The 25,939-nt window shown below is 53.6% G+C and carries 24 protein-coding genes and 1 rRNA gene; 9 read left to right on the top strand and 16 right to left on the bottom strand.

Annotated elements, in window-relative coordinates; translation table 11 throughout:
- Positions 1–13: 13 nt before the first annotated feature.
- The 12 genes from atpD to asnC all read right to left on the bottom strand — a co-directional run bounded on the left by atpD (position 14) and on the right by asnC (position 11,072).
- On the bottom strand, positions 14–1,396 hold the full coding sequence (atpD, locus tag ACESQ2_RS02530) for a F0F1 ATP synthase subunit beta (RefSeq protein ID WP_004107276.1): 1,383 nt from the start codon (positions 1,394–1,396) through the stop codon (positions 14–16).
- 26 nt (positions 1,397–1,422) lie between these two features.
- A complete protein-coding gene (atpG, locus tag ACESQ2_RS02525) occupies positions 1,423–2,286 on the bottom strand; it encodes a F0F1 ATP synthase subunit gamma (protein ID WP_004107278.1) in 864 nt (287 codons plus the stop codon).
- A 50-nt stretch (positions 2,287–2,336) separates the two neighbouring features.
- On the bottom strand, positions 2,337–3,878 hold the full coding sequence (atpA, locus tag ACESQ2_RS02520) for a F0F1 ATP synthase subunit alpha (protein ID WP_004127029.1): 1,542 nt from the start codon (positions 3,876–3,878) through the stop codon (positions 2,337–2,339).
- A gap of 12 nt (positions 3,879–3,890) precedes the next feature.
- Complete coding sequence (atpH, locus tag ACESQ2_RS02515; RefSeq protein WP_004855764.1) at positions 3,891–4,424, bottom strand: F0F1 ATP synthase subunit delta; 534 nt, start codon at positions 4,422–4,424, stop codon at positions 3,891–3,893.
- A 14-nt stretch (positions 4,425–4,438) separates the two neighbouring features.
- Positions 4,439–4,909: a F0F1 ATP synthase subunit B gene (gene atpF, locus ACESQ2_RS02510; RefSeq protein WP_004107293.1), complete on the bottom strand. Its 471-nt coding sequence runs from the start codon at positions 4,907–4,909 to the stop codon at positions 4,439–4,441.
- Positions 4,910–4,965: 56 nt separating this feature from the next.
- Positions 4,966–5,205, bottom strand: a complete 240-nt coding sequence (gene atpE / locus ACESQ2_RS02505; protein ID WP_000429386.1) for a F0F1 ATP synthase subunit C — start codon at positions 5,203–5,205, stop codon at positions 4,966–4,968.
- A 47-nt stretch (positions 5,206–5,252) separates the two neighbouring features.
- Positions 5,253–6,068 (bottom strand): F0F1 ATP synthase subunit A, encoded by an 816-nt coding sequence (gene atpB / locus ACESQ2_RS02500; RefSeq protein WP_004127037.1) that lies wholly within the window; start codon positions 6,066–6,068, stop codon positions 5,253–5,255.
- An 8-nt stretch (positions 6,069–6,076) separates the two neighbouring features.
- Positions 6,077–6,457, bottom strand: a complete 381-nt coding sequence (gene atpI, locus ACESQ2_RS02495) for a F0F1 ATP synthase subunit I (RefSeq protein WP_004127040.1) — start codon at positions 6,455–6,457, stop codon at positions 6,077–6,079.
- A gap of 616 nt (positions 6,458–7,073) precedes the next feature.
- Positions 7,074–7,697, bottom strand: coding sequence for a 16S rRNA (guanine(527)-N(7))-methyltransferase RsmG (gene rsmG, locus ACESQ2_RS02490; protein WP_004855770.1), 624 nt, complete (start codon positions 7,695–7,697; stop codon positions 7,074–7,076).
- Between the two features lie 113 nt (positions 7,698–7,810).
- A complete protein-coding gene (gene mnmG / locus ACESQ2_RS02485) occupies positions 7,811–9,700 on the bottom strand; it encodes a tRNA uridine-5-carboxymethylaminomethyl(34) synthesis enzyme MnmG (RefSeq protein WP_004855773.1) in 1,890 nt (629 codons plus the stop codon).
- A gap of 381 nt (positions 9,701–10,081) precedes the next feature.
- The gene (gene mioC, locus ACESQ2_RS02480; RefSeq protein ID WP_009653317.1) at positions 10,082–10,522 is read right to left on the bottom strand and encodes an FMN-binding protein MioC; all 441 of its coding nucleotides are present in this window, start codon (positions 10,520–10,522) and stop codon (positions 10,082–10,084) included.
- 91 nt (positions 10,523–10,613) lie between these two features.
- A complete protein-coding gene (gene asnC / locus ACESQ2_RS02475) occupies positions 10,614–11,072 on the bottom strand; it encodes a transcriptional regulator AsnC (RefSeq protein WP_004107306.1) in 459 nt (152 codons plus the stop codon).
- 152 nt (positions 11,073–11,224) lie between these two features.
- Between asnC and asnA the strand changes: the two genes are divergently transcribed.
- A complete protein-coding gene (gene asnA, locus ACESQ2_RS02470) occupies positions 11,225–12,217 on the top strand; it encodes an aspartate--ammonia ligase (protein WP_202020107.1) in 993 nt (330 codons plus the stop codon).
- Positions 12,218–12,224: 7 nt separating this feature from the next.
- On the opposite strand, the gene viaA is transcribed toward asnA, so the two are convergent.
- Both viaA and ravA read right to left on the bottom strand, forming a co-directional pair.
- The gene (viaA, locus tag ACESQ2_RS02465) at positions 12,225–13,673 is read right to left on the bottom strand and encodes an ATPase RavA stimulator ViaA (protein ID WP_014839869.1); all 1,449 of its coding nucleotides are present in this window, start codon (positions 13,671–13,673) and stop codon (positions 12,225–12,227) included.
- Positions 13,670–15,169, bottom strand: a complete 1,500-nt coding sequence (ravA, locus tag ACESQ2_RS02460) for an ATPase RavA (protein WP_014227354.1) — start codon at positions 15,167–15,169, stop codon at positions 13,670–13,672. The genes viaA and ravA overlap by 4 nt, the downstream gene beginning before the upstream one ends.
- 217 nt (positions 15,170–15,386) lie before the next feature.
- Between ravA and kup the strand changes: the two genes are divergently transcribed.
- The 7 genes from kup to rbsR all read left to right on the top strand — a co-directional run bounded on the left by kup (position 15,387) and on the right by rbsR (position 23,291).
- Entirely contained in the window at positions 15,387–17,255 is a 1,869-nt protein-coding gene (gene kup / locus ACESQ2_RS02455; RefSeq protein ID WP_004107313.1) for a low affinity potassium transporter Kup, read from the top strand.
- A gap of 184 nt (positions 17,256–17,439) precedes the next feature.
- Complete coding sequence (gene rbsD, locus ACESQ2_RS02450; protein ID WP_014227356.1) at positions 17,440–17,859, top strand: D-ribose pyranase; 420 nt, start codon at positions 17,440–17,442, stop codon at positions 17,857–17,859.
- Between the two features lie 10 nt (positions 17,860–17,869).
- On the top strand, positions 17,870–19,375 hold the full coding sequence (rbsA, locus tag ACESQ2_RS02445; RefSeq protein WP_032718765.1) for a ribose ABC transporter ATP-binding protein RbsA: 1,506 nt from the start codon (positions 17,870–17,872) through the stop codon (positions 19,373–19,375).
- A 5-nt stretch (positions 19,376–19,380) separates the two neighbouring features.
- Positions 19,381–20,346: a ribose ABC transporter permease gene (rbsC, locus tag ACESQ2_RS02440; protein ID WP_004855792.1), complete on the top strand. Its 966-nt coding sequence runs from the start codon at positions 19,381–19,383 to the stop codon at positions 20,344–20,346.
- 27 nt (positions 20,347–20,373) lie between these two features.
- Positions 20,374–21,264, top strand: a complete 891-nt coding sequence (gene rbsB / locus ACESQ2_RS02435; RefSeq protein ID WP_004855794.1) for a ribose ABC transporter substrate-binding protein RbsB — start codon at positions 20,374–20,376, stop codon at positions 21,262–21,264.
- Positions 21,265–21,362: 98 nt separating this feature from the next.
- Complete coding sequence (rbsK, locus tag ACESQ2_RS02430; protein WP_170912107.1) at positions 21,363–22,295, top strand: ribokinase; 933 nt, start codon at positions 21,363–21,365, stop codon at positions 22,293–22,295.
- A 3-nt stretch (positions 22,296–22,298) separates the two neighbouring features.
- Positions 22,299–23,291 (top strand): ribose operon transcriptional repressor RbsR, encoded by a 993-nt coding sequence (gene rbsR / locus ACESQ2_RS02425; protein WP_086544183.1) that lies wholly within the window; start codon positions 22,299–22,301, stop codon positions 23,289–23,291.
- On the opposite strand, the gene mdtD is transcribed toward rbsR, so the two are convergent.
- Entirely contained in the window at positions 23,288–24,685 is a 1,398-nt protein-coding gene (mdtD, locus tag ACESQ2_RS02420) for a multidrug transporter subunit MdtD (RefSeq protein ID WP_373170140.1), read from the bottom strand. The two genes, rbsR and mdtD, sit on opposite strands and share 4 nt — an antisense overlap.
- Positions 24,686–24,697: 12 nt before the next feature.
- Positions 24,698–25,399 carry a FadR/GntR family transcriptional regulator gene (locus ACESQ2_RS02415; RefSeq protein ID WP_004855803.1) on the bottom strand — a complete coding sequence of 234 codons (702 nt, stop codon included), beginning with the start codon at positions 25,397–25,399 and terminating at the stop codon, positions 24,698–24,700.
- Between the two features lie 478 nt (positions 25,400–25,877).
- Between ACESQ2_RS02415 and ACESQ2_RS02410 the strand changes: the two genes are divergently transcribed.
- Positions 25,878–25,939, top strand: a 16S ribosomal RNA gene (locus ACESQ2_RS02410); the annotation flags it as partial.

Here is a 25,939-nt window from a genome sequence, read left to right as displayed (position 1 = left end):
TCCGATTAAGGCGTTAAAGTTTTTTGGCTTTTTCCACGGCTTCGTCGATAGAACCGACCATGTAGAACGCCTGCTCCGGCAGGTGATCGTATTCGCCTTCCATGATGCCTTTAAAGCCACGGATGGTGTCTTTCAGGGAGACGTATTTGCCCGGAGAACCGGTAAATACTTCTGCCACGAAGAACGGCTGGGACAGGAAGCGCTGAATCTTACGCGCACGAGCTACCACCAGTTTATCTTCTTCAGACAGTTCATCCATACCCAGGATGGCGATGATGTCTTTCAGTTCCTGATAACGCTGCAGGATGGACTGAACGCCACGAGCGGTGTCGTAGTGCTCCTGACCAACAACCAGCGGATCCAGCTGACGGCTGGTGGAGTCCAGCGGGTCAACTGCCGGATAGATACCCAGAGAAGCGATCTGACGGCTCAGTACCACGGTTGCGTCAAGGTGCGCAAAGGTGGTTGCTGGAGACGGGTCAGTCAAGTCATCCGCGGGTACGTATACCGCCTGTACGGAAGTGATAGAGCCGGTTTTGGTGGAGGTGATACGTTCCTGCAGAACGCCCATCTCTTCCGCCAGAGTCGGCTGGTAACCTACCGCTGAAGGCATACGGCCCAGCAGTGCGGATACTTCAGTACCGGCCAGGGTGTAACGATAGATGTTATCGACGAACAGCAGAACGTCACGACCTTCGTCACGGAACTTCTCAGCCATGGTCAGGCCGGTCAGCGCAACGCGCAGACGGTTTCCCGGCGGCTCGTTCATCTGGCCATACACCAGGGATACTTTATCGATAACGTTGGAGTCGGTCATTTCGTGGTAGAAGTCGTTACCCTCACGAGTACGTTCACCTACGCCCGCAAACACGGAGTAACCGGAGTGCTCGATCGCGATGTTACGGATCAGCTCCATCATGTTTACGGTTTTACCTACACCCGCACCACCGAACAGACCAACTTTACCGCCCTTCGCAAACGGACACATCAGGTCGATAACTTTGATGCCGGTTTCCAGCAGTTCCTGAGAGTTTGACAACTCTTCGTAGGAAGGTGCTGCGCGGTGGATAGCCCAACGCTCTTCTTCACCGATGTCGCCTTTCATGTCTACCGGTTGGCCCAGTACGTTCATGATACGACCCAGCGTTGCTTTACCTACCGGGACTTCGATCGGATGCTCGAGGTCTTTTACTTCCAGACCGCGACGCAGACCGTCGGAAGAACCCATGGCGATGGTACGAACAATACCGCCGCCGAGCTGCTGCTGAACTTCCAGCACCAGATTCTCACTACCATTTTGTACCTCAAGAGCCTCGTACACGCGCGGTACGGCATCCTGAGGGAATTCGACGTCGACCACGGCGCCGATTACCTGGACAATTTTTCCAGTAGCCATCTTGAATCCTCTACGAATTAACCTGGTTATACCGCGGATGCTCCACCGACGATCTCGGTGAGTTCCTGAGTAATGCTGGCCTGACGAGCTTTGTTGTATACCAACTGCAGCTCTTTAATCAGGCTGCCGCCATTGTCGGTCGCGGCTTTCATCGCCACCATACGTGCGGCCTGCTCGCTGGCCAGGTTTTCTACCACGCCCTGATAAACCTGAGATTCCACATAACGGCGCAGCAGGGTATCCAGCAGCGCTTTCGGATCGGGTTCATACAGGTAATCCCAGGATTTACGCTTCAACTCACCATCTTCTGAAGCCGGTAACGGCAGCAGCTGAGTGATGGTTGGAACCTGAGACATGGTGTTAATAAATTTGTTGCTGACAATATACAGCTTGTCCAGACGGCCTTCATCGTAGGCCTGCAACATCACTTTTACCGGACCAATCAGTTCGGACAGGGATGGGTTATCCCCCATACCCGTCACCTGGGCGACAACATTACCGCTAACGGAATTAAAGAACGACACGCCCTTGGAGCCGATCATTGCGAGTTCGCACTGAACGCCTTTATCGGACCATGCTTTCATTTCCGCCAGCAGCTTTTTGAACAGGTTAATGTTCAAGCCACCGCACAGACCACGGTCGGTAGACACCACCAGGTAGCCCACGCGTTTAACGTCGCGTTCTTCCAGGTAAGGGTGCTTATATTCCAGATTACCGTTCGCAAGGTGACCGATCACTTTGCGCATCGTATCTGCATAAGGACGGCTGGCCGCCATACGCTCCTGCGATTTACGCATTTTGGAAGCGGCGACCATTTCCATCGCTTTAGTGATCTTTTGCGTGTTCTGGACGCTTGCGATCTTACTACGTATCTCTTTTGCGCCGGCCATGAGCTTCTCCTCAATGCCTTGCGGCCTGCCCTGGAGCAAGCCGCCAGACTTTACCAGGATTGGGTTGCTTTGAAGGAATCGAGGATGCCTTTCAGCTTGCCTTCGATTTCGTCGTTATAGCCACCGGACTGGTTGATCTCTTGCATCAACGGAGCGTGATCACGGTCGACGTAAGCCAGCAGAGCGGCTTCAAAGCTACCGATTTTCGACAGCTCGACATCCGCCAGATAACCACGTTCTGCCGCGAACAGAACCAGAGACTGCTGCGCAACGGACATCGGCGCATACTGTTTCTGTTTCAGCAGTTCGGTCACTTTCTGACCGTGGTCCAGCTGCTTACGGGTTGCATCATCAAGGTCAGAGGCAAACTGGGAGAACGCCGCCAGTTCGCGATACTGTGCCAGAGCGGTACGAATACCACCGGACAGTTTCTTCATGATCTTGGTCTGAGCTGCACCACCAACACGGGATACGGAGATACCCGGGTTAACCGCAGGACGAATACCGGAGTTAAACAGGTTGGTTTCCAGGAAGATCTGACCATCGGTAATGGAAATTACGTTGGTCGGAACGAACGCAGAAACGTCACCCGCCTGGGTTTCGATAATCGGCAGCGCAGTCAGAGAACCGGTTTTACCCTTCACTTCACCTTTGGTGAAAGCTTCAACGTATTCGACGTTAACACGTGCAGCACGCTCCAGCAGACGAGAGTGGAGGTAGAATACGTCGCCCGGGAATGCTTCACGTCCAGGCGGACGGCGGAGCAGCAGGGAGATCTGACGATAAGCAACGGCCTGTTTAGACAGGTCATCATAAATGATCAGCGCATCTTCACCGCGGTCGCGGAAGTATTCACCCATTGCACAACCGGCATACGGCGCCAGGTATTGCAGTGCGGCAGATTCAGATGCGGTTGCAACCACAACGATGGTGTTAGCCAGCGCGCCGTGTTCTTCCAGTTTACGTACCACGTTAGAAATCGTGGACGCTTTCTGGCCGATAGCTACGTAGACGCACTTGATGCCGGAATCACGTTGGTTGATGATGGCGTCGATAGCCAGCGCGGTTTTACCGGTCTGACGGTCGCCGATGATCAGTTCACGCTGTCCACGACCGATTGGGATCATGGCATCAACGGATTTATAACCGGTCTGCACCGGCTGATCGACGGACTGACGTTCGATTACGCCCGGCGCGATAGCTTCAACGGCGGAGAAGCCGTCGTGCTCCAGCGGACCTTTACCATCAATCGGTGCACCCAGGGTGTTAACCACACGTCCCAGCAGGCCGCGGCCAACCGGAACTTCAAGGATACGGCCAGTACATTTAACCTTCATACCTTCGGCGAGGTCAGCGTACGGACCCATCACAACTGCACCTACGGAGTCGCGCTCCAGGTTCAGTGCGATAGCGTAACGGTTACCCGGCAGAGCGATCATCTCACCCTGCATACAATCGGCCAGGCCGTGAATGCGGATAACACCGTCACTTACAGAAACGATAGTACCTTCGTTATGAGCCTCGCTCACAACATTGAACTGAGCAATGCGCTGCTTGATCAGTTCGCTGATTTCGGTGGAATTCAGTTGCATGCTCCAGTCCCCTTAAGACTGCAAGACGTCTGCAAGGCGTTCAAGACGGCCGCGTACGCTACCATCAATGACCATATCACCCGAACGGATGATTACGCCTGCCATTACAGACTTATCGATTTTGCAATTCAGCTTAACTTTGCGTGACAGACGTTTTTCCATCGCGGCGGTAATTTTCGCAAGCTGTTCGTCACTCATTTGAGCGGCAGAAATAACTTCTACCTCTGCGGTTGCCTCACTGGCAGCGCGCAGATGAATGAACTGCTCGAGAACATCAGGGAGCGCTTTCAGACGACCATTTTCAGCCATCACCCGGATCAGGTTTTGACCATTTTCGTCCAGTTGCTCACCACAAACCGCGATAAACACATCAGAGAGCGTTTCCGGCGCCAGTGCGCCAGAGAGTAGCTCTGCCATTTCTTCGTTTTTAGTCACTTCAGCAACAAACGCCAGCATATCCTGCCAGCGTTCAACGCTGTTGTGTTCGACGGCAAAGTCAAAAGCTGCTTTGGCGTAGGGGCGAGCTACCGTTACAAATTCAGACATCAGCCCCTCCCTCCTTACAGTTCAGCGACAAGTTTATCCACGATGTCGCTGTTAGCAGCTTCATCCACGGAACGTTCGATGATCTTCTCGGCGCCAGCAACAGCCAGGATAGCAACCTGCTTACGCAGCTCCTCACGGGCACGTTTACGTTCGGCATCGATTTCAGCCTGCGCCTGTGCGACGATTTTGGTGCGTTCCTGTTCTGCTTCCGCTTTTGCTTCATCCAGGATCTGAGAGCGACGCTTGTTCGCCTGCTCGATGATTACCTGGGCTTCCGCTTTCGCTTTTTTCAGCTGGTCGGTCGCGTTGGCCTGTGCAAGGTCCAAATCTTTCTTAGCGCGTTCTGCAGAAGCTAAACCGTCAGAAATTTCTTTCTGGCGCTTTTCGATGGCAGCCATTAAAGGCGGCCATACATACTTCATGCAGAACCATACGAAGATAACAAACGCGATGGCCTGGCCGAGGATTGTTGCGTTCATGTTCACAGCACAATACCTCTTAAAAAATAACTCTGTGGCTTAGGTTTCTTTCGAACAACTTACTACGCGACGGCGAACATCACGTACAGACCCAGACCTACAGCGATCATCGGGATAGCATCCACCAGACCCATAACGATAAAGAACTGAGTACGCAGCAGAGGAATCAGATCCGGTTGACGCGCTGCGCCTTCCAGGAATTTACCCCCGAGGATGCCGATACCGATCGCAGCACCGATTGCCGCCAGACCCATCATCACAGCGGCAGCCATGTACAGCAGATCCATATTCAGGTTTTCCATGACAGTCTCCAGTTTGTTTCAGTTAAAACGTAGTATGTTGGTAAAAATCAATGTTCTTCAGATGCCATCGACAGATAGACGATCGTCAGAACCATGAAGATGAAGGCTTGCAGCGTAATAATCAGGATGTGGAAAATGGCCCATGGCACATTCAGAATCCACTGTGACCACCACGGCAACAGGCCAGCAATCAGAATGAAAATCAGCTCACCGGCATACATGTTGCCGAACAGTCGCAGACCCAGTGATACAGGTTTTGACAGCAGGCTTACCCCTTCAAGGATTAAGTTGACAGGAATGAACGCCCAGTGATTGAACGGCTGCAGGGTCAGTTCTTTAACGAACCCGCCCACGCCTTTCATTTTGATGCTGTAGAAAAGAATCAGGATAAATACGCCAAGCGCCATCGACAGGGTGATGTTAACGTCAGCTGACGGCACCACGCGCAGAGCAGGCAGACCGAGAACGTGTTCGCCGATCCAAGGGATAAAGTCGATAGGCAGCAGATCCATCAGGTTCATCAGGAATACCCAGACGAACACGGTGAGGGCCAGCGGAGCAATGACCTTGCTCTTGCCGTGATACATATCTTTGACGCTGCCATGGACGAAGCCGATGATCATCTCAATGAAGGTCTGGAATTTACCAGGTACGCCGGTTGTCGCCTTTTTAGCCACGCTGCGGAACATAAACAGGAATAACAGACCGAGCACCACTGAGAAAAACATGGAGTCAATGTTGAGCGTCCAGAAGGTGGCCGGGGGGTTGTGCGGATCCACCAGCGAGAATGTACGCAGGTCCAGCTGAAGGTTGTTCAGATGGTGGCCTATGTAATCCTGCGGCGTCATATTTTCTGAAGCCATGATGCCTTTTACCCTTTGTTGTTAATTACAGCTGGCGCCAGAACTTGTACCACCAGCACCAAAACCCACGTCACTATCAGCGGCAAAAATACCACTTTCAAAACCGCCAGCGCCACCGCCAGAAAGGCGAAGGTCAGCAACACCTTGAAGGCTTCACCAATGGCGAAGGACCAGGCCACTCGGCCTTTAGCTGGTGTATGCGCCTGATGACGCCAGGCAAAAATCATAAATATCATGTTTGGCAAAAGAACCGCCAAACCTCCACTCACCGCGGAGATGCCCCAGAAAGGGTCTTTGAGGCTGAACAGCAGTCCACTTGCTATTACTGCCAGTAACTGAATAAACAGAAGCTTACGAGCAACGTTTCGACTCAAGAGCGACACTGACATCACGTTTTTACTCCTGCTCCCTTCGAGGTATGTCGCGTGTCGTATAAAACGTCCTTTAAGACGAAGAGTCAAGCATCAAAAAGCGGACAAATTATACGGTGACGCCTCGTGATTTCAAACAATAAGTAGCAAAATAGTGAATAAATGTTTAATTATTTTCCGACAGACAACTTTTCATGCATTTCACCGATCTGTGAGCCGTCATGCAAAACTGCAAATACCGCGAAAAATCGGCAATTAAAGCGTGCATCAGATCACATAATAAACATTTTTCGCGAAATCGAATTAATTCTGTACATAAAACTCAATTTTTTATCCGTTTGATATTCAACATAAAAACCAGGTATTCTTTCTAAAACAATCCCATATACAATAAAAACCTTTTATTGACATTCATAATAAAAATTTAACATCAGTATGAAGTGCAAGCAGCGAGATTTTTAGCGTACTGATATTTTCAATGTTGACTATTCTGTTGGTAAAGCAACAGGGCAAAGTTAACGGAAAGAAAACCCCTGGTAACCCCAGGGTTAAAGACAGTCCGATAATACCCTGCCGTGACTTTTATTTTTGTAACATCCACGGACCGTGTTTTTTTCACATTTTTTGATAAAAATTAAATCATTTTTGGCTGAATCACCACAAGGTGACGCTCCCCTTCCAGCTGAGGCACATGCAGTTCGACAACTTCCTTAATGACGACCCCTTCCGGCAGATTTGCCATTTCATCTTCCTGCGCTAAGCCCTTGAGCGCATAAAAGTGACCGTTCTCTGCAGGTAAATGATGGCACCAGCTCACCATGTCATTCAGCGACGCAAATGCGCGGCTAATCACGCCGTCAAACGGCGGCTCTGCCGGGAACTCTTCCACACGGCTTTGTACCGGGGTGACGTTATCCAGTTTGAGCTCATGCTGGACTTGCCGAAGGAAACGTACTCGCTTGCCCAGACTGTCCAGCAGGGTGAAGTGGGATTCAGGACGCACGATAGCCAGCGGGATCCCCGGCAGCCCAGGCCCCGTACCGACATCGATAAAACGCGTTCCTTTAAGGTATGGCGCAACAACAATGCTGTCGAGGATGTGGCGTACCAGCATCTCGTCAGGATCGCGAACCGAGGTCAGGTTATAGGCCTTATTCCACTTATCCAGCATGCCAACGTAGGCGACAAGCTGGTTTTTCTGGTGATCGGTAAGTGAAATACCTGCTTCATCAAGCAGACGAGAAAGTTTGTTGAGCACGATCGTTACCTGTTTAAAAACAATGAGCCCGGAGGCGATACGCTTACCGGGCTGAGAAATTGACCTGACGGATATCTGATGCGCTATTCGCCCATGTATCGTTCAGTGGAATATCAGGCGCTACGGCGCAGCATTCCCTGCTTTTTTAACCACACCAGCAAAATCGAGATTGCCGCAGGCGTAATGCCGGAAATACGCGATGCCTGCCCTATCGAAGACGGCTTATGGTCGTTCAACTTGGCAATGACCTCGTTCGACAGCCCATTCACCTGGCGATAATCAAGCGTAGCAGGCAGCAACGTGTTCTCGTTGCGCTGTTGTTTCTCGATTTCATCCTGCTGGCGCGCGATGTAGCCTTCGTATTTTACCTGAATTTCGACCTGTTCAGCCGCTTGCTTGTCCTCAAGACCCGGCGAGAACGGCGTCATCTGCACCAGCTGTTCGTAGGTCATTTCCGGACGACGGAGCAAATCTTCACCGTTAGCTTCACGGGACAAAGGCGCCGTCAGTCGAGCATTCACTTCCGCAGCGCTTTCCGCCAGCGGATTAACCCAGCTGGTTTTCAGACGCTGACGTTCACGTTCAATGCTCTCAAGCTTCTCGTTGAAACGCGCCCAGCGTTCGTCATCCACCAGACCCAGTTCACGACCTTGTTCGGTCAGGCGCAGATCGGCGTTGTCTTCACGCAGCATCAGGCGGTATTCCGCACGAGAGGTAAACATGCGGTACGGTTCTTTGGTACCGAGAGTACACAGATCGTCTACCAGGACGCCAAGGTAAGCCTGAGAGCGGCCAGGCGCCCACCCCTCTTTCTCGGCGGAGAAACGAGCGGCGTTCAGGCCTGCCAGCAGGCCCTGAGCGGCGGCTTCTTCATAACCGGTGGTGCCGTTAATCTGGCCGGCAAAGAACAGGCCATGAATAAATTTACTTTCCAGCGTCGGTTTCAGGTCGCGCGGGTCAAAGAAATCGTACTCAATAGCGTAGCCAGGACGAACGATTTTTGCATTTTCCATCCCCTGCATTGAGCGGACGATTTGCATCTGGACATCGAACGGCAGGCTGGTGGAGATGCCATTTGGATAAATTTCGTTGGACGTCAGGCCTTCCGGCTCGAGGAAAATTTGATGCTGGTTACGATCGGCAAAGCGCATGACCTTGTCTTCGATCGAAGGACAGTAGCGGGGACCGATCCCTTCAATCACGCCGGCATACATCGGGCTGCGATCGAGGTTATTACGGATCACGTCATGCGTTTTCTCGTTGGTATGCGTGACGTAGCACGGCACCTGACGCGGATGCTGCGAAGCATCTCCCATAAACGAGAAGACCGGCATCGGATTATCGCCGTGCTGCTGTGCCAGAACGCTGAAATCAATCGTCCTCGCATCGATACGCGGCGGGGTACCGGTTTTCAGGCGGCTGACGCGCAGCGGCAGTTCACGCAAGCGGCGGGACAGCGGGATCGACGGAGGATCGCCTGCACGACCGCCGCTGTAGTTATCCAGACCGATATGGATCTTACCGTCGAGAAAGGTTCCGACGGTCAGTACCACCGCTTTGGCGCGGAATTTAAGCCCCATCTGGGTGACGGCGCCAACAACACGATCGTTTTCGACAATCAGATCTTCCACCGCCTGCTGGAAGATCATTAAATTAGGCTGGTTTTCCAGCGCGGTACGTACGGCCTGCCGGTACAGCACACGGTCTGCCTGAGCGCGAGTTGCCCGTACGGCCGGGCCTTTGCTGGCGTTTAGTATCCTAAACTGGATGCCGGCGTGGTCAATTGCCTTCGCCATCAGGCCGCCAAGCGCATCCACTTCTTTTACCAGGTGTCCTTTCCCAATGCCGCCAATCGCCGGGTTGCAGCTCATCTGCCCCAGAGTGTCGATATTGTGTGTCAAAAGCAGAGTCTGTTGACCCATTCGCGCTGCGGCCATCGCGGCCTCAGTGCCTGCATGACCCCCGCCAATGATGATGACGTCAAAAGGATCCTGATAAAACATGGTGGTATGCCTCGCATAAAGCGGTTTGAAAATAGAGTGAAGCCCGGGCCGTGGATTCTACTCAACTTTAGCCTTTCGAGAAAGCGCCGGGATCCTGAGTATTAAAAAGAAGATCTTTTATTTAGAGATCTGTTTTATTGTGATCTCTTATTAGGATCGGCTTGTCTTGTGGATAAGTCAGATCCGCGATTTAAGATCAAACGCTTAAGAAGGATCGCTTTCTGTGAATGATCGGTGATCCTGGTCCGTATAAGCTGGGATCAAAATGAAGGGTTATACACAGCACAAAAATCAGTCAAGGGTTATACTTTGGATAACTACCGGTTGATCCAAGCTTTTAAGCATAGTTATCCACAGAAGAAAGTATGATCTTTACAATTCTCAGAGCAAGTTTTTCCAGGATCCCAGCCAAATCTCGGCCGGATCTTCCGGAATTTCATGTTCGAGAACGTTAATTTTTAGCGTTTCACCGATCTGTTTTGCCCCGCAGGCGTTGAGCGCCGTCTCGAGCTTATCAATTGCTCCGCAGAAGGTATCGTATTCACGGCTACCGATGCCGACTGCGCCAAAACGGACCGCAGAGAGGTCGACCTGCTTCTCCTGAAGCGCTTCATAGAAAGGCAGAAGATTATCGGGAATGTCCCCGGCGCCATGCGTCGAAGAGATAACCAGCCAGATCCCTTCCGCCTGCAGATCGTCGATCAGCGGGCCGTGCTGAATAGTCGTGCTGTGTCCAGCCTCTTCCAGCTTTTCCGCCAGATGTTCTGATACATATTCTGCGCTACCCAGCGTACTGCCGCTGATAAGAGTTATCTCTGCCATGATCGCCCGCTCCACTATTCAGAGTGGCGTATTGTACGCTGTGAGCGAGCTGGGATCTACCTGTGGAAAAATGTGGGATTAAAAAGCCCGATCACGGGCGGATGGTACGCATAATCGGGTTTTGCAGGACGATCAGCGTTTCAGTGGACTGAATTTCATCAATTGTTTGGATCTTGTTGATAAGTACATGCTGGAGCGCATCAATCGATCGGCACATCACCTTTATAAAGATGCTGTAGTGTCCGGTGGTGTAATAGGCTTCAGTAACCTCATCCAGGCTGTTTAGCCTGGCCAGCGCGGAGGGGTAGTCTTTCGCGCTCTTCAGAATGATGCCGATAAAACATCCTACATCGTAACCCAGCTGCTTGGGGCTGACGTCGATGCGTGCGCCGGTAATAATTCCGGCCTGCTTCATTTTCTCTACCCGCACGTGAATGGTCCCCGGGCTGACGCCAAACTGTTTTGCCAGTTCAGCATAGGCGGTGCGCGCGTTGGCCATTAAGGCCTCAAGAATGCCGCGGTCCAGATTGTCGATCTGATAATTTTCCATAGGTTTTTCTTATGAAGTTTGACGAATATTTCTATTTTAGCCTCAAATTTTAATGAATCAAAATCGATGCAGGCTTTTTGTTGTTGGATTATTGAATTGCAGCGCTGTTTTGTTGCTTAATCAATGGCAACAGGACGCAGGAGTTATAAAAAATGAAAACCGCATACATCGCAAAACAACGCCAGATTAGTTTCGTTAAGTCACACTTTTCCCGCCAGCTTGAAGAGAAGCTCGGCCTGATCGAAGTCCAGGCGCCGATCTTAAGCCGCGTGGGCGATGGGACCCAGGATAACCTCTCTGGTTGCGAAAAAGCGGTTCAGGTTAAAGTGAAAACACTGCCAGACGCCCAGTTCGAAGTGGTTCATTCACTGGCGAAGTGGAAGCGTCAAACCCTGGGACAACACGACTTCAGCGCGGGCGAAGGGCTGTACACGCACATGAAGGCCCTTCGCCCCGATGAAGACCGATTAACTCCCATCCATTCCGTTTACGTTGACCAGTGGGACTGGGAGCGCGTAATGGGTGATGGAGAGCGCCACTGCGGCACGCTGAAAGCAACCGTTGAAGCGATCTATGCCGGGATCAAAGCGACCGAAGACGCCGTCAGTAAAGCGTTTGGCCTCACGCCTTTCTTGCCGGAGACGATCCAGTTTGTTCACAGCCAGGAGCTTTTAAGCCGCTATCCGGATCTTGATGCCAAGGGCCGCGAGCGGGCGATCGCGAAAGAGCTGGGCGCGGTATTCCTGATCGGTATCGGCGGCAAGCTTTCCGATGGCCAGCGTCACGACGTTCGCGCGCCGGATTACGATGACTGGAGCACGCCTGCTGCTGAAGGCTATGCCGGTCTGAACGGTGATATTCTGGTGTGGAACCCGGTGCTTGAAGATGCATTCGAGCTCTCTTCAATGGGGATCCGCGTCGATGCCGAAGCGCTGAAGCGTCAGCTCGCGATGACCGGCGACGAAGATCGCCTGCAGCTGGAATGGCACCAGGCGCTGCTGCGCGGAGAGATGCCGCAGACGATTGGCGGCGGCATTGGCCAGTCTCGCCTGACGATGCTGCTGCTGCAGCTTGAGCATATCGGCCAGGTGCAGTGCGGCGTGTGGCCAACCCAGGTTCGTCAGAGCATTGCTGCGCTTCTTTAATCAGTGATTAACGCCGCCAGCGTCTCAGCAGGCGGCTACGCAACCCGGTATCAAAGCGCCAGATATGATCGAATACGCGCATAATGCCGGGCTTGCCGTGTACCGACATCGCCACCGCATGAAAACGATGTTGATGTTTATGCTGTAGCTCTCCCACCTTATTGATCACCTCATCCGGCAAGCGCTGGGCGATAAAATCAGAAATCACCACCGCATCAGCATCGACCCACTGCGGATTCTGCATACGCTCAATCACCGCCCGGAAGCAGCTGGCCAGATCGGTGCCGCCGCGAAAGCGCTGGCTCAAGAAACGAATCGCCTGTTCCAGCCCCTGCGGGCCGGTGAGTTCGTAGTGCACCACTTCGCTGGAAAACAGCATAATGAAGCAGCGGCGGTTATCTGCCAGAGCGACCCGCATCAGCGCCAGACAAAACGCCTTGGCGCACTGTTCATTGAAACCGCCCATTGAGCCGGAAGTATCGACGCAGACGATAAACGGCCCGCGCGGCTGTTCATCAACGTCCTGGCGCGTTACCGGCCGTTCGGTGATCTTTTCCTTCCACGCATCGCCGTGTAGTCGATAGGTCAGCAGCTGCTTTTCAACCAGCTTGCGGTAGAACTCAAACTCCAGCTCGGTGATGCCGAGGGTGGCCAGCTCAGGCGGCAGCAGACGTAGAATATCGTCGCTCTGCTGAAGACCGTCGACCTGCTCCGGTACGGTAGCCGGTTCGCGCACCAGGCTGCGGAAGGTCTCCATCGGCGCATCTTTTTTCGGCACCGCTTTCGCTTCACGCGAGCGCCCCAGCTGTTCGGCGAGCTGCATGAGTTCAGGTTGTTGGCTTAAAAAGTCCCCGTAGCGAACGATCAGCTGGTAATCGCCTCGCTTCAGTTCTCCGGCGCTCATGTCCCACAGGTGTCCCGCCGCATTATCATTCTCCACCAGCACGGGCTCGAGCTGGCCGCTGAGGGTCATGCGCTCCTGAACTTCGCTCAGCAGCTGATCGCGCTCTTCATCCAGCAGCTGCTGATTAAGAGAGGTTGCCTGCACCACCAGGCTCAGACGCCAGCGCTGAAGGAATAACGTGTGCAGCGCCGGCGTAAAGGTGCTGTTGTTGTCCACCAGCTGCTGCGCCTGGCTGGCAAAAGGGGAGTGCAGCTTATGCAGCTGGCTCAGAATTTGCGGCAGCTGGACGATAAACTGCGAGGTGGAAAGCCGCTGTGATTGCTGATAGCACTGAACTTCCGCATCCAGCTCGGGCGGGACGTTGGTCTCTTTTAGTCGCGATCTGACCGCTTCCCGCCAGCGAGGAATGTCGGCGGCGATAATATTTTTGAGCCGCGGAAATTTTTCAAAGAATACCGCGAGTTGAGGCGCTGCCAGCAGGGCCAGCAGCATCTCATCGATCATGCCCTCTTCGCCGACTGCCAGCATGACATTCAGCATGTCCAGCGTCATGACTGGCGGGCCTGTTTAATCTGCGTTCCCACGTCCTGCAGGCTGGCTTCAATGCGCCCCAGCCACTCGCCGGGAATAAACAGACATTTTTGCTGTTCGCTGAAGCGGTTATGTTGCTGATGCCATTCGTCGTCCAGCGCCTCCAGCTGTTGCCTGATTTCTGCCGGCATATTTTCCCGTGATTCGCTACCGGGCAGGGAGAGTCGCGACCCCTGCAGGCTCACATCGCGTACGACCAGATGCTGGCTGGTATCGACATCCATATTCAGCTGCTGGGCAAAACCAATGCCGTTGAGCTTGCCGCGGATCTCACCCCCTTTCTCCAGCCAGTGAGCAAGCTCTTCACGAACAAACGTAATATGAATCACTTCCAGGTCGTGCAGTTTTAGCGGCTGCTGGAGAAGCAGCGTTAGCGTGGGGTCCTGCACTTCAGCAGGCAGTTCATAATGAGGTTTACGGCTGAACATCCCGCCGAGACGGGTGACTTTTAGCGCGGTCTTATCGCTTTGCTGCTGTTGAAGCTGAATGCGCCGTTGAATAATCGACCCGAGGCGGGTGAGCATCGCCTGCTGCTGCCAGGCGTGGCTGGTCATTAAGGTCTCAATCTGCACGGACATCAGATTCATCGTCTCAATATTGTGCCACAGGCAATCCTTCAGCAGGATCAGGTCTATTGGCGCAATGGTGTCGCGGCCGCTGAAAAAGGCGCTGGCCTGCAGCAGACGAATGGCTTTTTTCCAGCGACGATCTGAGACGTAAGGCGCGTTTGGCAACGTATCCAGCTGCTGGCGCAGCTGGAAAATCAGTTCAAATACGCTGTCCGGTAGCTTCACGCTGCCGATATCCTGCTGCCATTGCAGAAATTCCTCGTCGCTGACCTGCAAACTCGCCGGGACAGGATTACTGTTCTCGTCCTGCTGGCTTATCAGCATTGAGCGGAAGTTCGTTTTATCCTGTACCTTATCCAGCCATAGGCGGATAAGCATACGATCGTATAAGGCTTCCAGACTGTTGTCTGCCTCCGGGAGCTCGTTCGACGCCGCCACCAGCAGGCGCATGGGGATCTTCTCTTCGGTCGCCCCGTTGCGGAAATGGCGTTCGTTTATCGCCGTCAGCAGCGTATTGAGAATCGCCGGGCCCGCTTTCCAGATCTCATCGAGAAAAACAATTTCAGCTTCCGGAAGATAGCCGGCGGTCAAACGTTCGTAGCGCCCTTCATCTTTCAGCGCCTGAATGGAGAGTGGGCCAAAGACCTCTTCCGGCGTGGAGAAACGGGTCATCAGGTATTCAAATGCGCGAGCCTGCTGGAAGGCGAACTTGAGGCGACGGGCAATCAGGCTTTTGGCGATCCCCGGCGGGCCCAGCAGAAAAACGCTCTCGCCGCTGAGGGCGGCAAGCAGGCAAAGGCGTATTGCGTGGCTGCGTTCGAAGAGTCCTTTTTCCAGCGCGGCGCTGAGCCGGGAAATTCTTTCTGCCAGTAAATGTGATTGAGCCATAATAGAGTTGCGTGCTTTTTAGAATGTCGTTGTTAGGTCGAGTATAGATGTTTGATTAGGGGTGGTAATAGCCTGAAGAATCGATTTATTTTCTTTGAGTCAGGTTAAGATGATGTCAGTTAGGGGTACGATTCAGCAAATAATCGTGCATACTGTGCGCTTTTTGTGGGCCAAGGGACTAGGCACACATTTGTTTTATAAACGAAAAGACTAGTCTATGAGCACTGATAATAAGCAATCGCTGCCGGCAATAACGCTGGCGGCAATCGGCGTGGTATACGGCGATATCGGCACCAGTCCACTGTATACACTTCGTGAATGTCTGTCAGGTCAGTTTGGCTTTGGCGTTGAGCGTGATGCTGTTTTTGGCTTCCTGTCGCTCATTTTTTGGCTATTAATTCTTACCGTTTCACTCAAATACATCACCTTCGTGATGCGGGCAGATAACGCCGGTGAAGGCGGGATCCTGACGTTAATGTCGCTGGCGGGGCGAAACACCTCCGCGCGCGCCACGTCCATCCTGGTGATCCTTGGGCTTATCGGCGGCAGCTTCTTTTATGGCGAGGTGGTCATTACCCCTGCCATCTCGGTGATGTCGGCGATAGAAGGTCTGGAAATTATCGCTCCGGACCTGGATACCTGGGTTGTGCCCATATCCATCATTGTCCTGACGCTGCTATTTGCCATTCAAAAGCACGGTACCAGCATGGTGGGTAAGCTGTTCGCGCCGATTATGCTGATCTGGTTCCTGCTGCTGGCGGTACTGGGCGCGCGCAGTATTTTCGCTAACCCTGAAGTGCTGCAGGCGTTGAACCCTTACTGGGCGGTTCATTTCTTCCTCGAATATAAAACCGTCTCGTTTGTGGCGCTGGGGGCGGTGGTGCTGTCGATTACCGGCGTGGAAGCGCTGTATGCCGACATGGGGCATTTCGGTAAATTGCCGATTCGCCTGGCCTGGTTTTCGGTCGTGCTGCCTTCGCTGGTGCTGAACTACTTTGGTCAGGGGGCGCTGCTGCTTAAACATCCGGAAGCGATTAAAAACCCGTTCTTTCTGCTGGCGCCGGAGTGGGCGCTGATCCCAATGCTGATCATTGCCGCCCTGGCGACGGTTATCGCTTCCCAGGCGGTTATCTCCGGCGTCTTCTCTCTGACTCGCCAGGCAGTGCGTCTGGGGTACCTGTCGCCGATGCGTATTATTCACACCTCGGAAATGGAGTCCGGGCAGATTTACATCCCGTTTATCAACTGGCTGCTCTATATCTCGGTGGTCATCGTGATTGTTAACTTTGAGCACTCTTCGAATCTGGCGGCGGCATACGGTATTGCGGTGACGGGAACGATGGTGCTGACCACCATTCTTTTCACGACGGTGGCGCGTCAAAACTGGCACTGGAATAAGTTTGTTGTGGCGCTGCTGCTGGTTGCCTTTATGTGCATTGATATCCCGCTCTTCTCCGCGAACCTCGATAAAATCGTCTCCGGCGGCTGGCTGCCTCTGACCCTCGGTCTGGTGATGTTTACCATCATGACCACCTGGAAGAGCGAGCGTTTCCGCCTTCTGCGTCGAATGCATGAGCACGGTAATTCTCTGGAGGCGATGATCTCTTCTCTTGAAAAATCGCCGCCGGTTCGCGTGCCGGGTACCGCTGTTTATATGTCCCGGGCGCTGAACGTGATTCCTTTCGCGCTGTTGCACAACCTGAAGCATAACAAGGTGCTGCACGAGCGGGTAATTTTGCTCACGCTGCGTACCGAAGACGCGCCGTACGTACATAACGTTCGTCGCGTGCAGATTGAACAGATATCGCCGTCGTTCTGGCGCGTCGTTGCCAGCTACGGCTGGCGCGAAACGCCGAACGTCGAAGAGGTTTTCCACCGCTGCGGGCTGGAAGGCCTGAGCTGCCGGATGATGGAGACCTCCTTCTTTATGTCGCATGAGTCGTTGATCATCGGCAAGCGGCCGTGGTATCTGCGCCTGCGCGGCAAGCTGTATCTGCTGCTGCAGCGCAACGCCCTGCGGGCGCCGGACCAGTTCGAAATCCCGCCTAACCGGGTTATTGAGCTCGGCACCCAGGTTGAGATCTGATTCGCTAAGGCCCTTCTTAATGAAGGGCTTTTTTGTTTTATCTGCTCGCTTCAGACTTTCTCGCTGCTACTTTGCGAAACGTTTCGATGACGATCACAATTCTCACATCTGGTGATGGTTTTCTGTTCTCTTATTGCTAATACTTATACCAGCGAAACGTTTCGCTAATGGAGCAAAAGAGAAAATGAAAAAAGGTACCGTCCTCAATGCTGATATCTCGTCGGTCATCTCCCGTCTGGGGCATACCGATACGCTGGTTGTTTGCGATGCTGGTTTACCGGTTCCCCGCAGCAGCACGCGTATTGATATGGCGTTAACCCACGGGGTTCCCTCCTTTATGCAGGTTCTGGAGGTGGTGACGAGCGAAATGCAGGTTGAAGCGGCTATCCTGGCGGAAGAGATTAAAACCCTTAATCCGCAGCTCCATGCGACGTTGCTCACTCACCTTGAGCAGCTGCAGCAGCACCAGGGAAACACCATTGAAATTCGTTACACCAGTCATGAGCAGTTTAAAAAAGAAACCGCAGACAGTCAGGCGGTGATTCGCAGCGGGGAGTGTTCCCCGTATGCGAACGTTATTCTCTGTGCCGGCGTGACGTTCTGAGGTCGCCGATATGGAAGCCTTATTGCAACTAAAAGGGATCGATAAAGCGTTCCCTGGCGTCAAGGCGCTCTCCGGCGCCTCGCTAAATGTCTATCCAGGCCGCGTGATGGCGCTGGTCGGGGAGAACGGTGCCGGCAAGTCCACCATGATGAAGGTGCTGACCGGTATCTACTCCCGCGATGCCGGTTCGCTGCTGTGGTTGGGGAAAGAGACCACCTTCAACGGACCTAAATCTTCTCAGGAAGCCGGAATCGGCATCATTCACCAGGAACTCAACCTGATCCCCCAGCTGACGATCGCCGAGAATATTTTCCTCGGTCGTGAGTTTGTGAATCGCTTTGGCAAAATTGACTGGAAAACGATGTATGCCGAAGCTGACAAGCTATTGGCAAAGCTGAACTTACGCTTCAACAGCCAAAAGCTGGTGGGCGATTTGTCGATCGGCGATCAGCAGATGGTCGAGATCGCTAAAGTGCTGAGCTTTGAGTCGAAGGTCATCATTATGGATGAACCCACCGACGCGCTAACCGACACCGAGACCGAATCCCTGTTCCGCGTGATCCGCGAACTGAAATCGCAGGGGCGCGGTATTGTCTATATCTCTCACCGTATGAAAGAGATCTTCGAAATTTGCGATGACGTCACGGTCTTCCGCGATGGGCAGTTTATCGCCGAGCGCGAAGTGGCCAGCCTGGATGAAGATCTGCTGATTGAGATGATGGTCGGCCGCAAGCTGGAGGATCAGTATCCGCATCTGGACAAAGCTCCGGGCGCGGTTCGCCTTAAGGTCGACAACCTGTGCGGCTCAGGGGTGGAGAACGTCTCCTTTATTCTGCGCCAGGGCGAAATCCTCGGCGTTGCCGGGCTGATGGGCGCCGGACGAACCGAACTGATGAAGGTGCTGTACGGTGCGCTGCCGCGCAGCAGCGGATCGGTTACCCTGGATGGGCATGAGGTCATTACGCGTTCTCCGCAGGATGGCCTGGCCAACGGCATTGTTTATATCTCCGAAGACCGCAAGCGCGATGGTTTAGTGCTCGGCATGTCGGTTAAAGAGAATATGTCGCTCACCGCGCTGCGTTACTTCAGCCGCGGCGGCGGTAGCCTGAAGCATAAAGATGAACAGCAGGCGGTAGGTGATTTTATCCGCCTGTTTAATGTGAAAACGCCGTCGATGGAGCAGGCTATTGGGCTGCTATCGGGCGGTAACCAGCAGAAGGTGGCGATTGCCCGCGGCTTGATGACCCGTCCGAAGGTGCTGATCCTTGATGAACCGACCCGCGGCGTCGACGTCGGGGCGAAGAAAGAGATCTACCAGCTGATTAACCAGTTTAAAGCCGAAGGCCTGAGCATCATTCTGGTCTCTTCGGAGATGCCGGAAGTGCTGGGCATGAGCGATCGCATCATGGTGATGCATGAAGGGCACCTCGGCGGTGAATTCACACGCGAGCAGGCCACCCAGGAAGTATTGATGGCTGCCGCTGTGGGCAAGCTTAACCGTGTGAATCAGGAGTAAAAAAGATGAATAACCCGGCTGTTTCTGGTCGTCGCTACTTCACAAAAGCGTGGCTGATGGAGCAAAAATCGCTGATTGCCCTGCTGGTGCTGATTGCGATTGTCTCGACCATGAGCCCCAACTTTTTTACCGTGAATAACCTGTTCAATATTCTGCAGCAGACTTCAGTTAACGCCATTATGGCGGTCGGGATGACGCTGGTTATCCTGACTTCGGGCATCGACCTGTCCGTCGGCTCCCTGCTGGCGCTGACCGGCGCGGTGGCGGCTTCCATTGTCGGGATTGAGGTCAACGCGCTGGTGGCGGTGGCCGCTGCGCTGGCGTTAGGTGCGGCAATTGGCGCCGTGACCGGCGTGATCGTGGCGAAAGGGCGCGTACAGGCATTTATCGCCACGCTGGTCATGATGCTGCTACTGCGCGGCGTGACGATGGTGTATACCAACGGCAGCCCGGTAAACACCGGCTTTACCGACAACGCCGATCTGTTTGGCTGGTTCGGGATTGGCCGTCCGCTGGGGATCCCAACGCCGGTGTGGATTATGGCGATCGTCTTCCTGGCCGCCTGGTACATGCTGCACCATACCCGCCTGGGTCGTTATATCTACGCGCTCGGCGGCAACGAAGCGGCAACGCGTCTTTCCGGCATCAGCGTGAATAAAGTTAAAATCATCGTCTATTCTTTGTGCGGCATGCTGGCCTCGCTGGCCGGCATTATTGAGGTCGCGCGTCTCTCTTCCGCGCAGCCGACGGCGGGCACCGGATATGAACTGGATGCGATTGCGGCGGTGGTGCTCGGCGGTACCAGCCTTGCGGGCGGTAAAGGCCGTATTGTCGGGACGCTGATTGGCGCGTTGATCCTTGGCTTTCTGAACAACGGACTGAATTTATTAGGCGTTTCATCCTATTACCAGATGATCGTGAAAGCGGTGGTTATTTTGCTGGCGGTACTGGTAGATAACAAGAAGCAGTAACTGATAACTCTACAGGACATCTTAACTATGAATATGAAAAAACTGGCGACCCTGGTCTCTGCTGTAGCGTTAAGTGCGACCGTAAGCGCAAACGCGATGGCAAAAGACACTATCGCTCTGGTTATCTCAACCCTTAACAACCCGTTCTTTGTCTCGCTGAAGGATGGCGCGCAAAAAGAAGCGGACAAACTGGGCTATAACCTGGTGGTTCTGGACTCTCAGAATAACCCGGCCAAAGAGCTGGCTAACGTGCAGGATTTAACCGTTCGTGGTACCAAACTGCTGCTGATCAACCCAACGGATTCCGATGCGGTGGGTAACGCCGTGAAGCTGGCTAACCAGGCTAAAATTCCGGTTATCACCCTCGACCGTCAGGCGTCAAAAGGCGACGTGGTGAGCCATATCGCGTCTGATAACGTGCTGGGCGGTAAGATGGCTGGTGACTATATCGCGAAGAAAGTCGGTGAAAGCGCGAAGATCATTGAATTACAGGGCATTGCCGGGACGTCCGCGGCGCGCGAGCGTGGCGAAGGTTTCCAGCAGGCCGTTGCTGCGCATAAGTTTAACGTTCTGGCCAGCCAGCCGGCAGATTTTGACCGTACCAAGGGCCTGAACGTCATGCAGAACCTGCTGACGGCGCATCCTGATGTACAGGCCGTATTCGCCCAAAACGATGAAATGGCGCTGGGCGCGCTGCGTGCCCTGCAAACGGCAGGCAAATCTGATGTGATGGTTGTTGGATTTGACGGCACTCCGGATGGCGAAAAAGCGGTAAATAGTGGCAAACTGGCAGCGACCATCGCCCAGTTACCGGAGCAGATCGGCGTGAAAGGCGTTGAGACAGCCGATAAAGTGCTGAAGGGCGAAAAAGTGGAAACCAGCTATCCGGTTGAGTTGAAACTGGTCATTAAGCAATAATGTGCGATTCGGATCGGCGACGGTCCGAGGGACAACATAATAAAGAAAAGCAGGGCATGCGCCACCGGATTCCGGTGGCGCGCTTTCCGGGAATATTGATTATGAAAACCGCAGGCAAACTTGTCGTCCTTGGCAGTATCAACGCCGATCACATCCTGAATCTTGACGCCTTCCCAACGCCGGGTGAAACCGTTACCGGTCATCACTATCAGGTCGCTTTTGGCGGTAAGGGCGCAAACCAGGCGGTTGCTGCCGGACGCAGCGGAGCCAATATCGCCTTTATCGCCTGTACCGGCGATGATGATATTGGCGAACGCGTTCGTCGTCAGCTGAAAAGCGATAATATCGACGTCGCGCCGATCAGGGCCGTTGCCGGAGAATCAACCGGCGTGGCGCTGATTTTTGTTAACGCTGAAGGTGAGAATACTATCGGTATTCATGCTGGCGCTAACGCCGCGCTCAGCGTGGCTCAGGTTGATGCGGAAAAAGAGCGTATTGCCGGCGCGCAGGCGCTGCTGATGCAGCTGGAATCGCCGCTGGAAAGCGTACTGGCCGCGGCGAAAATCGCTCACCAGAATCAAACCTCAGTTATCCTCAATCCGGCGCCGGCACGTGAACTGCCCGATGATCTGCTCACGCTGGTGGATATCATTACCCCTAACGAGACCGAAGCGGAAAAGCTCACCGGCGTTCGCGTAGAAAGCGACGATGATGCGGCAAAAGCCGCCAAAGTGCTCCATGATAAAGGTATTGGTACGGTGATCATTACGCTTGGCAGCCGTGGCGTATGGGCCAGCAGCGAAGGTGAAGGTCGTCGGGTTCCCGGTTTTAAAGTGCAGGCGGTTGATACCATCGCCGCTGGCGATACCTTTAATGGTGCGCTGGTCACCGCGCTGCTTGAAGGTAGCGAACTGGCGCAGGCGATTCGTTTTGCCCATGCCGCCGCCGCTATCGCCGTCACCCGCAAAGGGGCTCAGCCCTCCGTGCCCTGGCGAAAAGAAATAGACGAATTTTTACGTCAACAGGGGTAACGATTGGCTACCATGAAGGATGTAGCCCGCATTGCGGGCGTTTCCACTTCGACGGTTTCTCATGTCATCAACAAAGATCGTTTCGTTAGCGAAGCTATTACCGCTAAAGTCGACGCCGCGATTAAGAGCCTGAACTACGCGCCGTCCGCGCTGGCGCGCAGTCTCAAATTAAATCAAACCCGCACCATAGGCATGCTCATTACCGCCAGTACCAATCCGTTTTACTCGGAGCTGGTGCGCGGCGTGGAGCGCAGCTGCTTTGAACGGGGTTATAGCCTTGTGCTGTGTAATACCGAAGGCGATGAACAGCGGATGAACCGTAATCTGGAGACGCTGATGCAAAAGCGCGTCGATGGTTTACTGCTGCTGTGCACTGAAACGCATCAACCTTCGCCGGAGATTATGCAGCGCTACCCTTCTGTACCGACGGTGATGATGGACTGGGCGCCGTTCGACGGCGATAGCGATCTGATTCAGGATAACTCTCTGCTGGGCGGCGATATGGCGACGCAGTATCTGATCGACCAGGGCTATACGCGGATTGCCTGTATTGCGGGTCCGCTGGATAAAACTCCTGCCCGACTGCGCCTGGAGGGATATCAGGAAGCGATGGCCCGAGCCGGACTCTCGGTACCTGAAGGATATGTGATTAGCAGCGATTTTGAGTTTGGCGGCGGTTTCAGCGCCATGCAGAAGCTGCTGATGCTGCCAGCGCTGCCGCAGGCGGTGTTTATCGGTAACGATGCGATGGCGGTAGGCGCCTATCAGGCCCTTTATCAGAGCGGTCTGCGTATCCCACAGGATATGGCGCTGGTAGGCTATGACGACATTGAACTGGCGCGCTATATGACGCCGCCGTTAACCACAATTCATCAACCGAAAGATGAACTGGGCGAGCTGGCCATCGATGTGCTGATTCACCGTATGGCCGACCCGGGACAAAAACAGCAGCGCGTACAGTTAACCCCCGAGCTGGTAGTTCGCGGCTCAGCCTAACGCTTGTGCCGCTCCTTAATCAGGTTGCGGCCATCTTTTGCTCTTAATAAGGTAAATACCAGCGCCGATACCACGGTGATAACCCCCATGGTAATAAAGGTGTAGTGAAACTGCTCGATGGTATTTGCGCTATCGAATCCTTCATAAAACCGCAGCACCGCCGCGCTAACGGCGACCCCGAGACTGATCGATAGCTGCTGCGTCACGGCCAACATGCTGTTGCCGCTGCTGGCGTTTTCATCGGTTAAATCGGCGAGCGTGATGGTGTTCATGGAGGTGAACTGGGTGGACATTGCCATTCCCAGAATGAAGAGCGGCAGCAGCAGCATCCAGATCGACATATCCGGCGATTGCAGCGAAAACTGAGCGATCATCAGGCCAATAAATATCGTGACCCCAACCAGCGTTTTACGGTAACCAAACCAGCGAAGAATCTGGGTGACGGTTGATTTCGCAATAATCGAACCAATAGCCGTAGGCGCTATCATGCAGCCGGCGACGATCGCCGGATAACCGAAGCCAACCTGTAACATCAGCGGCATCAGGAACGGAACGCAACCGGTACCCAGGCGCGTGGCCAGGTTTCCCGCAATCCCGACAGAGAAAGTATGCGTCTTGAATAAATAAAGCGAAATGAGCGGCGTGGGATGGCGGCGAGCGTGACGAATATAGGCCCACAGTAAAACGATGCTCAGGGCGATAACCGCCAGAGCCATCCATGTGGCGACAATTTTCTCGCCAAACAGCTCGATTCCGCTGGAAAACAGAACCAGGCTCAGGCCAAACAGGATAAAACCGAGCGTGTCGAAGCGGCGCCGTGGCGTGGTGAAATCCGGCATATACTTGCGGGCATACACGATCCCGATAATACCGATGGGAATATTAATCAGGAAAATCCAGTGCCAGCTGGCCCAGGTCACCAGTACGCCGCCGAGCACGGGACCGAGGATAGGGCCGACCAGTCCAGGCATCGTGACGAAGTTGAGCACCGGCAGCAGTTCGCTGCGCGGATAGGCGCGCAGTAGCGCCAGCCTGGCTACCGGCATCATCATGGCCCCGCCGATGCCCTGAATGACGCGGAAGATAACCAGTTCCATTAGGGAGTTGGAAAGCGCGCAGGCCAGGGAACCGAGGGTAAACAGGCTGACGGCGATGATAAACACTTTTCGCGTGCCGAAGCGGTCGGCCAGCCAACCGCTGACCGGGATAAGCATGGCCACCGTCAGCGTATAGCTGATAATGGCCGACTGCATCGCTAGCGGTGAACGGTTGAGACTATGGGCGATAGCGGGAAGGGCTGTATTCAGAATGGTGGCGTCGAGCGCCTGCATAAAAAAAGCCATTGCTGCGATCCATGGCAGCCCGGCCATACTGCGGGCTTTCTTTTTGGTCATTCGATACCCTTGCTATTTGTCGGAATGGTTGGGAGCGCTCAACAACGCCTGGCAGGCGCTCAGCGCCCGCAAGCCGTCGCTATCCAGAATGGCATCAACGATTGCCTGGTGCAGATCCAGTTTCACCACTTCATTCTGCGTAATCGACGTGAAGTAGGTGTGATAGACCGAATGAAATAAAGAAGCGAAAGAGATCAGGAAAGGGTTGCCGCTCATTTCATATATATGTTCATGCCAGGCCATATCGACTTCAATCCAGCGTTCGCGCTGAAAGTTCCTCTTCAGCTCAACCATCTCCTCCATCAAAGCGTTGAGCTGGGCTTTTTGCTCCGGCGTCCCTGAAGTTGAAGCCAGAAAACAGGCTTGAGGTTCCAGACTGCCGCGCATCACGAGGAAATGGCTGACAACATCGGAGAAGTTATCTTCTGTTAACCACCAGGCCAGGAGTTCTTTATCGAGAAAGTTCCAGCTGCTGCGTGGCATCACCCGCGTTCCGATGCGCGGTCGTGGCAAAAGCATGCCTTTTGCCGCTAGCGTCTTCACCGCTTCACGCACGGCGGTGCGGCTCACGCCAAACTGCTCGCCCAGTTCCATCTCGCCGGGAAGGATACTTTCTGGCTGATATTCACCGGTCAAAATTTTTTGAGCCAGCTTCTCCGCTAATACCCAGGAGATATTCTTTTGTGCCGCCAACTGCTGTGCGCTTAAAGACATACGTGCCGTTCCTTTCTCTTTTTTACCTTACCAGTATGCCATCTGGCGGCTTACTTCGTTGGTTAAAACGGCAAAACGCCGGTTTTTTGCTACATTACGCGCCGTAATGATGAAAAAAGAGGCGGTTAAAAAGTTTTTTGCATTTAGCCCTTGTCACTTCGGAATAACTCCCTATAATGCGCCTCCACTGACACGGAACAACGGCTTACAGCCCGCCGGGTTAGCGGGATTCAGCGATGAATACCGGCAGAGAAAAGCGAAATTAAACGCTTGACTCTGAATGAGGAAAGCGTAATATACGCCACCTCGCAACGGTGAGCGAAAGCCGCGTTGCACTGCTCTTTAACAATTTATCAGACAATCTGTGTGGGCACTCAAAGTGACATGGATTCTTAACGTCCTCGGACGAAAAATGAATACCAAGTCTCTGAGTGAACACGTAATTCATTACGAAGTTTAATTCACGAGCATCAAACTTAAATTGAAGAGTTTGATCATGGCTCAGATTGAACGCTGGCGGCAGGCCTAACACATGCAAGT

It is taken from the genome of Klebsiella sp. Q11, from assembly GCF_964241505.1.
Classification (GTDB): Bacteria; Pseudomonadota; Gammaproteobacteria; order Enterobacterales; family Enterobacteriaceae; genus Klebsiella; species Klebsiella michiganensis.
Note: the sequence above shows the minus strand (reverse complement) of the source record. Positions and strands in the feature narration are given on the sequence as shown.

Coding starts and splice junctions, on each gene's coding strand:
- rbsA (WP_032718765.1), top strand. CDS start 17,870: ATGGAAGCCTTATTGCAACTAAAAGGGATCGATAAAGCGTTCCCTGGC.
- atpE (WP_000429386.1), bottom strand. CDS start 5,205: ATGGAAAACCTGAATATGGATCTGCTGTACATGGCTGCCGCTGTGATG.
- rbsC (WP_004855792.1), top strand. CDS start 19,381: ATGAATAACCCGGCTGTTTCTGGTCGTCGCTACTTCACAAAAGCGTGG.
- asnC (WP_004107306.1), bottom strand. CDS start 11,072: ATGGAAAATTATCAGATCGACAATCTGGACCGCGGCATTCTTGAGGCC.
- rbsD (WP_014227356.1), top strand. CDS start 17,440: ATGAAAAAAGGTACCGTCCTCAATGCTGATATCTCGTCGGTCATCTCC.
- ACESQ2_RS02415 (WP_004855803.1), bottom strand. CDS start 25,399: ATGTCTTTAAGCGCACAGCAGTTGGCGGCACAAAAGAATATCTCCTGG.
- mdtD (WP_373170140.1), bottom strand. CDS start 24,685: ATGACCAAAAAGAAAGCCCGCAGTATGGCCGGGCTGCCATGGATCGCA.
- ravA (WP_014227354.1), bottom strand. CDS start 15,169: ATGGCTCAATCACATTTACTGGCAGAAAGAATTTCCCGGCTCAGCGCC.
- rbsB (WP_004855794.1), top strand. CDS start 20,374: ATGAATATGAAAAAACTGGCGACCCTGGTCTCTGCTGTAGCGTTAAGT.
- atpG (WP_004107278.1), bottom strand. CDS start 2,286: ATGGCCGGCGCAAAAGAGATACGTAGTAAGATCGCAAGCGTCCAGAAC.
- atpI (WP_004127040.1), bottom strand. CDS start 6,457: ATGTCAGTGTCGCTCTTGAGTCGAAACGTTGCTCGTAAGCTTCTGTTT.
- asnA (WP_202020107.1), top strand. CDS start 11,225: ATGAAAACCGCATACATCGCAAAACAACGCCAGATTAGTTTCGTTAAG.
- mnmG (WP_004855773.1), bottom strand. CDS start 9,700: ATGTTTTATCAGGATCCTTTTGACGTCATCATCATTGGCGGGGGTCAT.
- viaA (WP_014839869.1), bottom strand. CDS start 13,673: ATGACGCTGGACATGCTGAATGTCATGCTGGCAGTCGGCGAAGAGGGC.
- atpD (WP_004107276.1), bottom strand. CDS start 1,396: ATGGCTACTGGAAAAATTGTCCAGGTAATCGGCGCCGTGGTCGACGTC.
- kup (WP_004107313.1), top strand. CDS start 15,387: ATGAGCACTGATAATAAGCAATCGCTGCCGGCAATAACGCTGGCGGCA.
- mioC (WP_009653317.1), bottom strand. CDS start 10,522: ATGGCAGAGATAACTCTTATCAGCGGCAGTACGCTGGGTAGCGCAGAA.
- atpH (WP_004855764.1), bottom strand. CDS start 4,424: ATGTCTGAATTTGTAACGGTAGCTCGCCCCTACGCCAAAGCAGCTTTT.
- atpB (WP_004127037.1), bottom strand. CDS start 6,068: ATGGCTTCAGAAAATATGACGCCGCAGGATTACATAGGCCACCATCTG.
- atpA (WP_004127029.1), bottom strand. CDS start 3,878: ATGCAACTGAATTCCACCGAAATCAGCGAACTGATCAAGCAGCGCATT.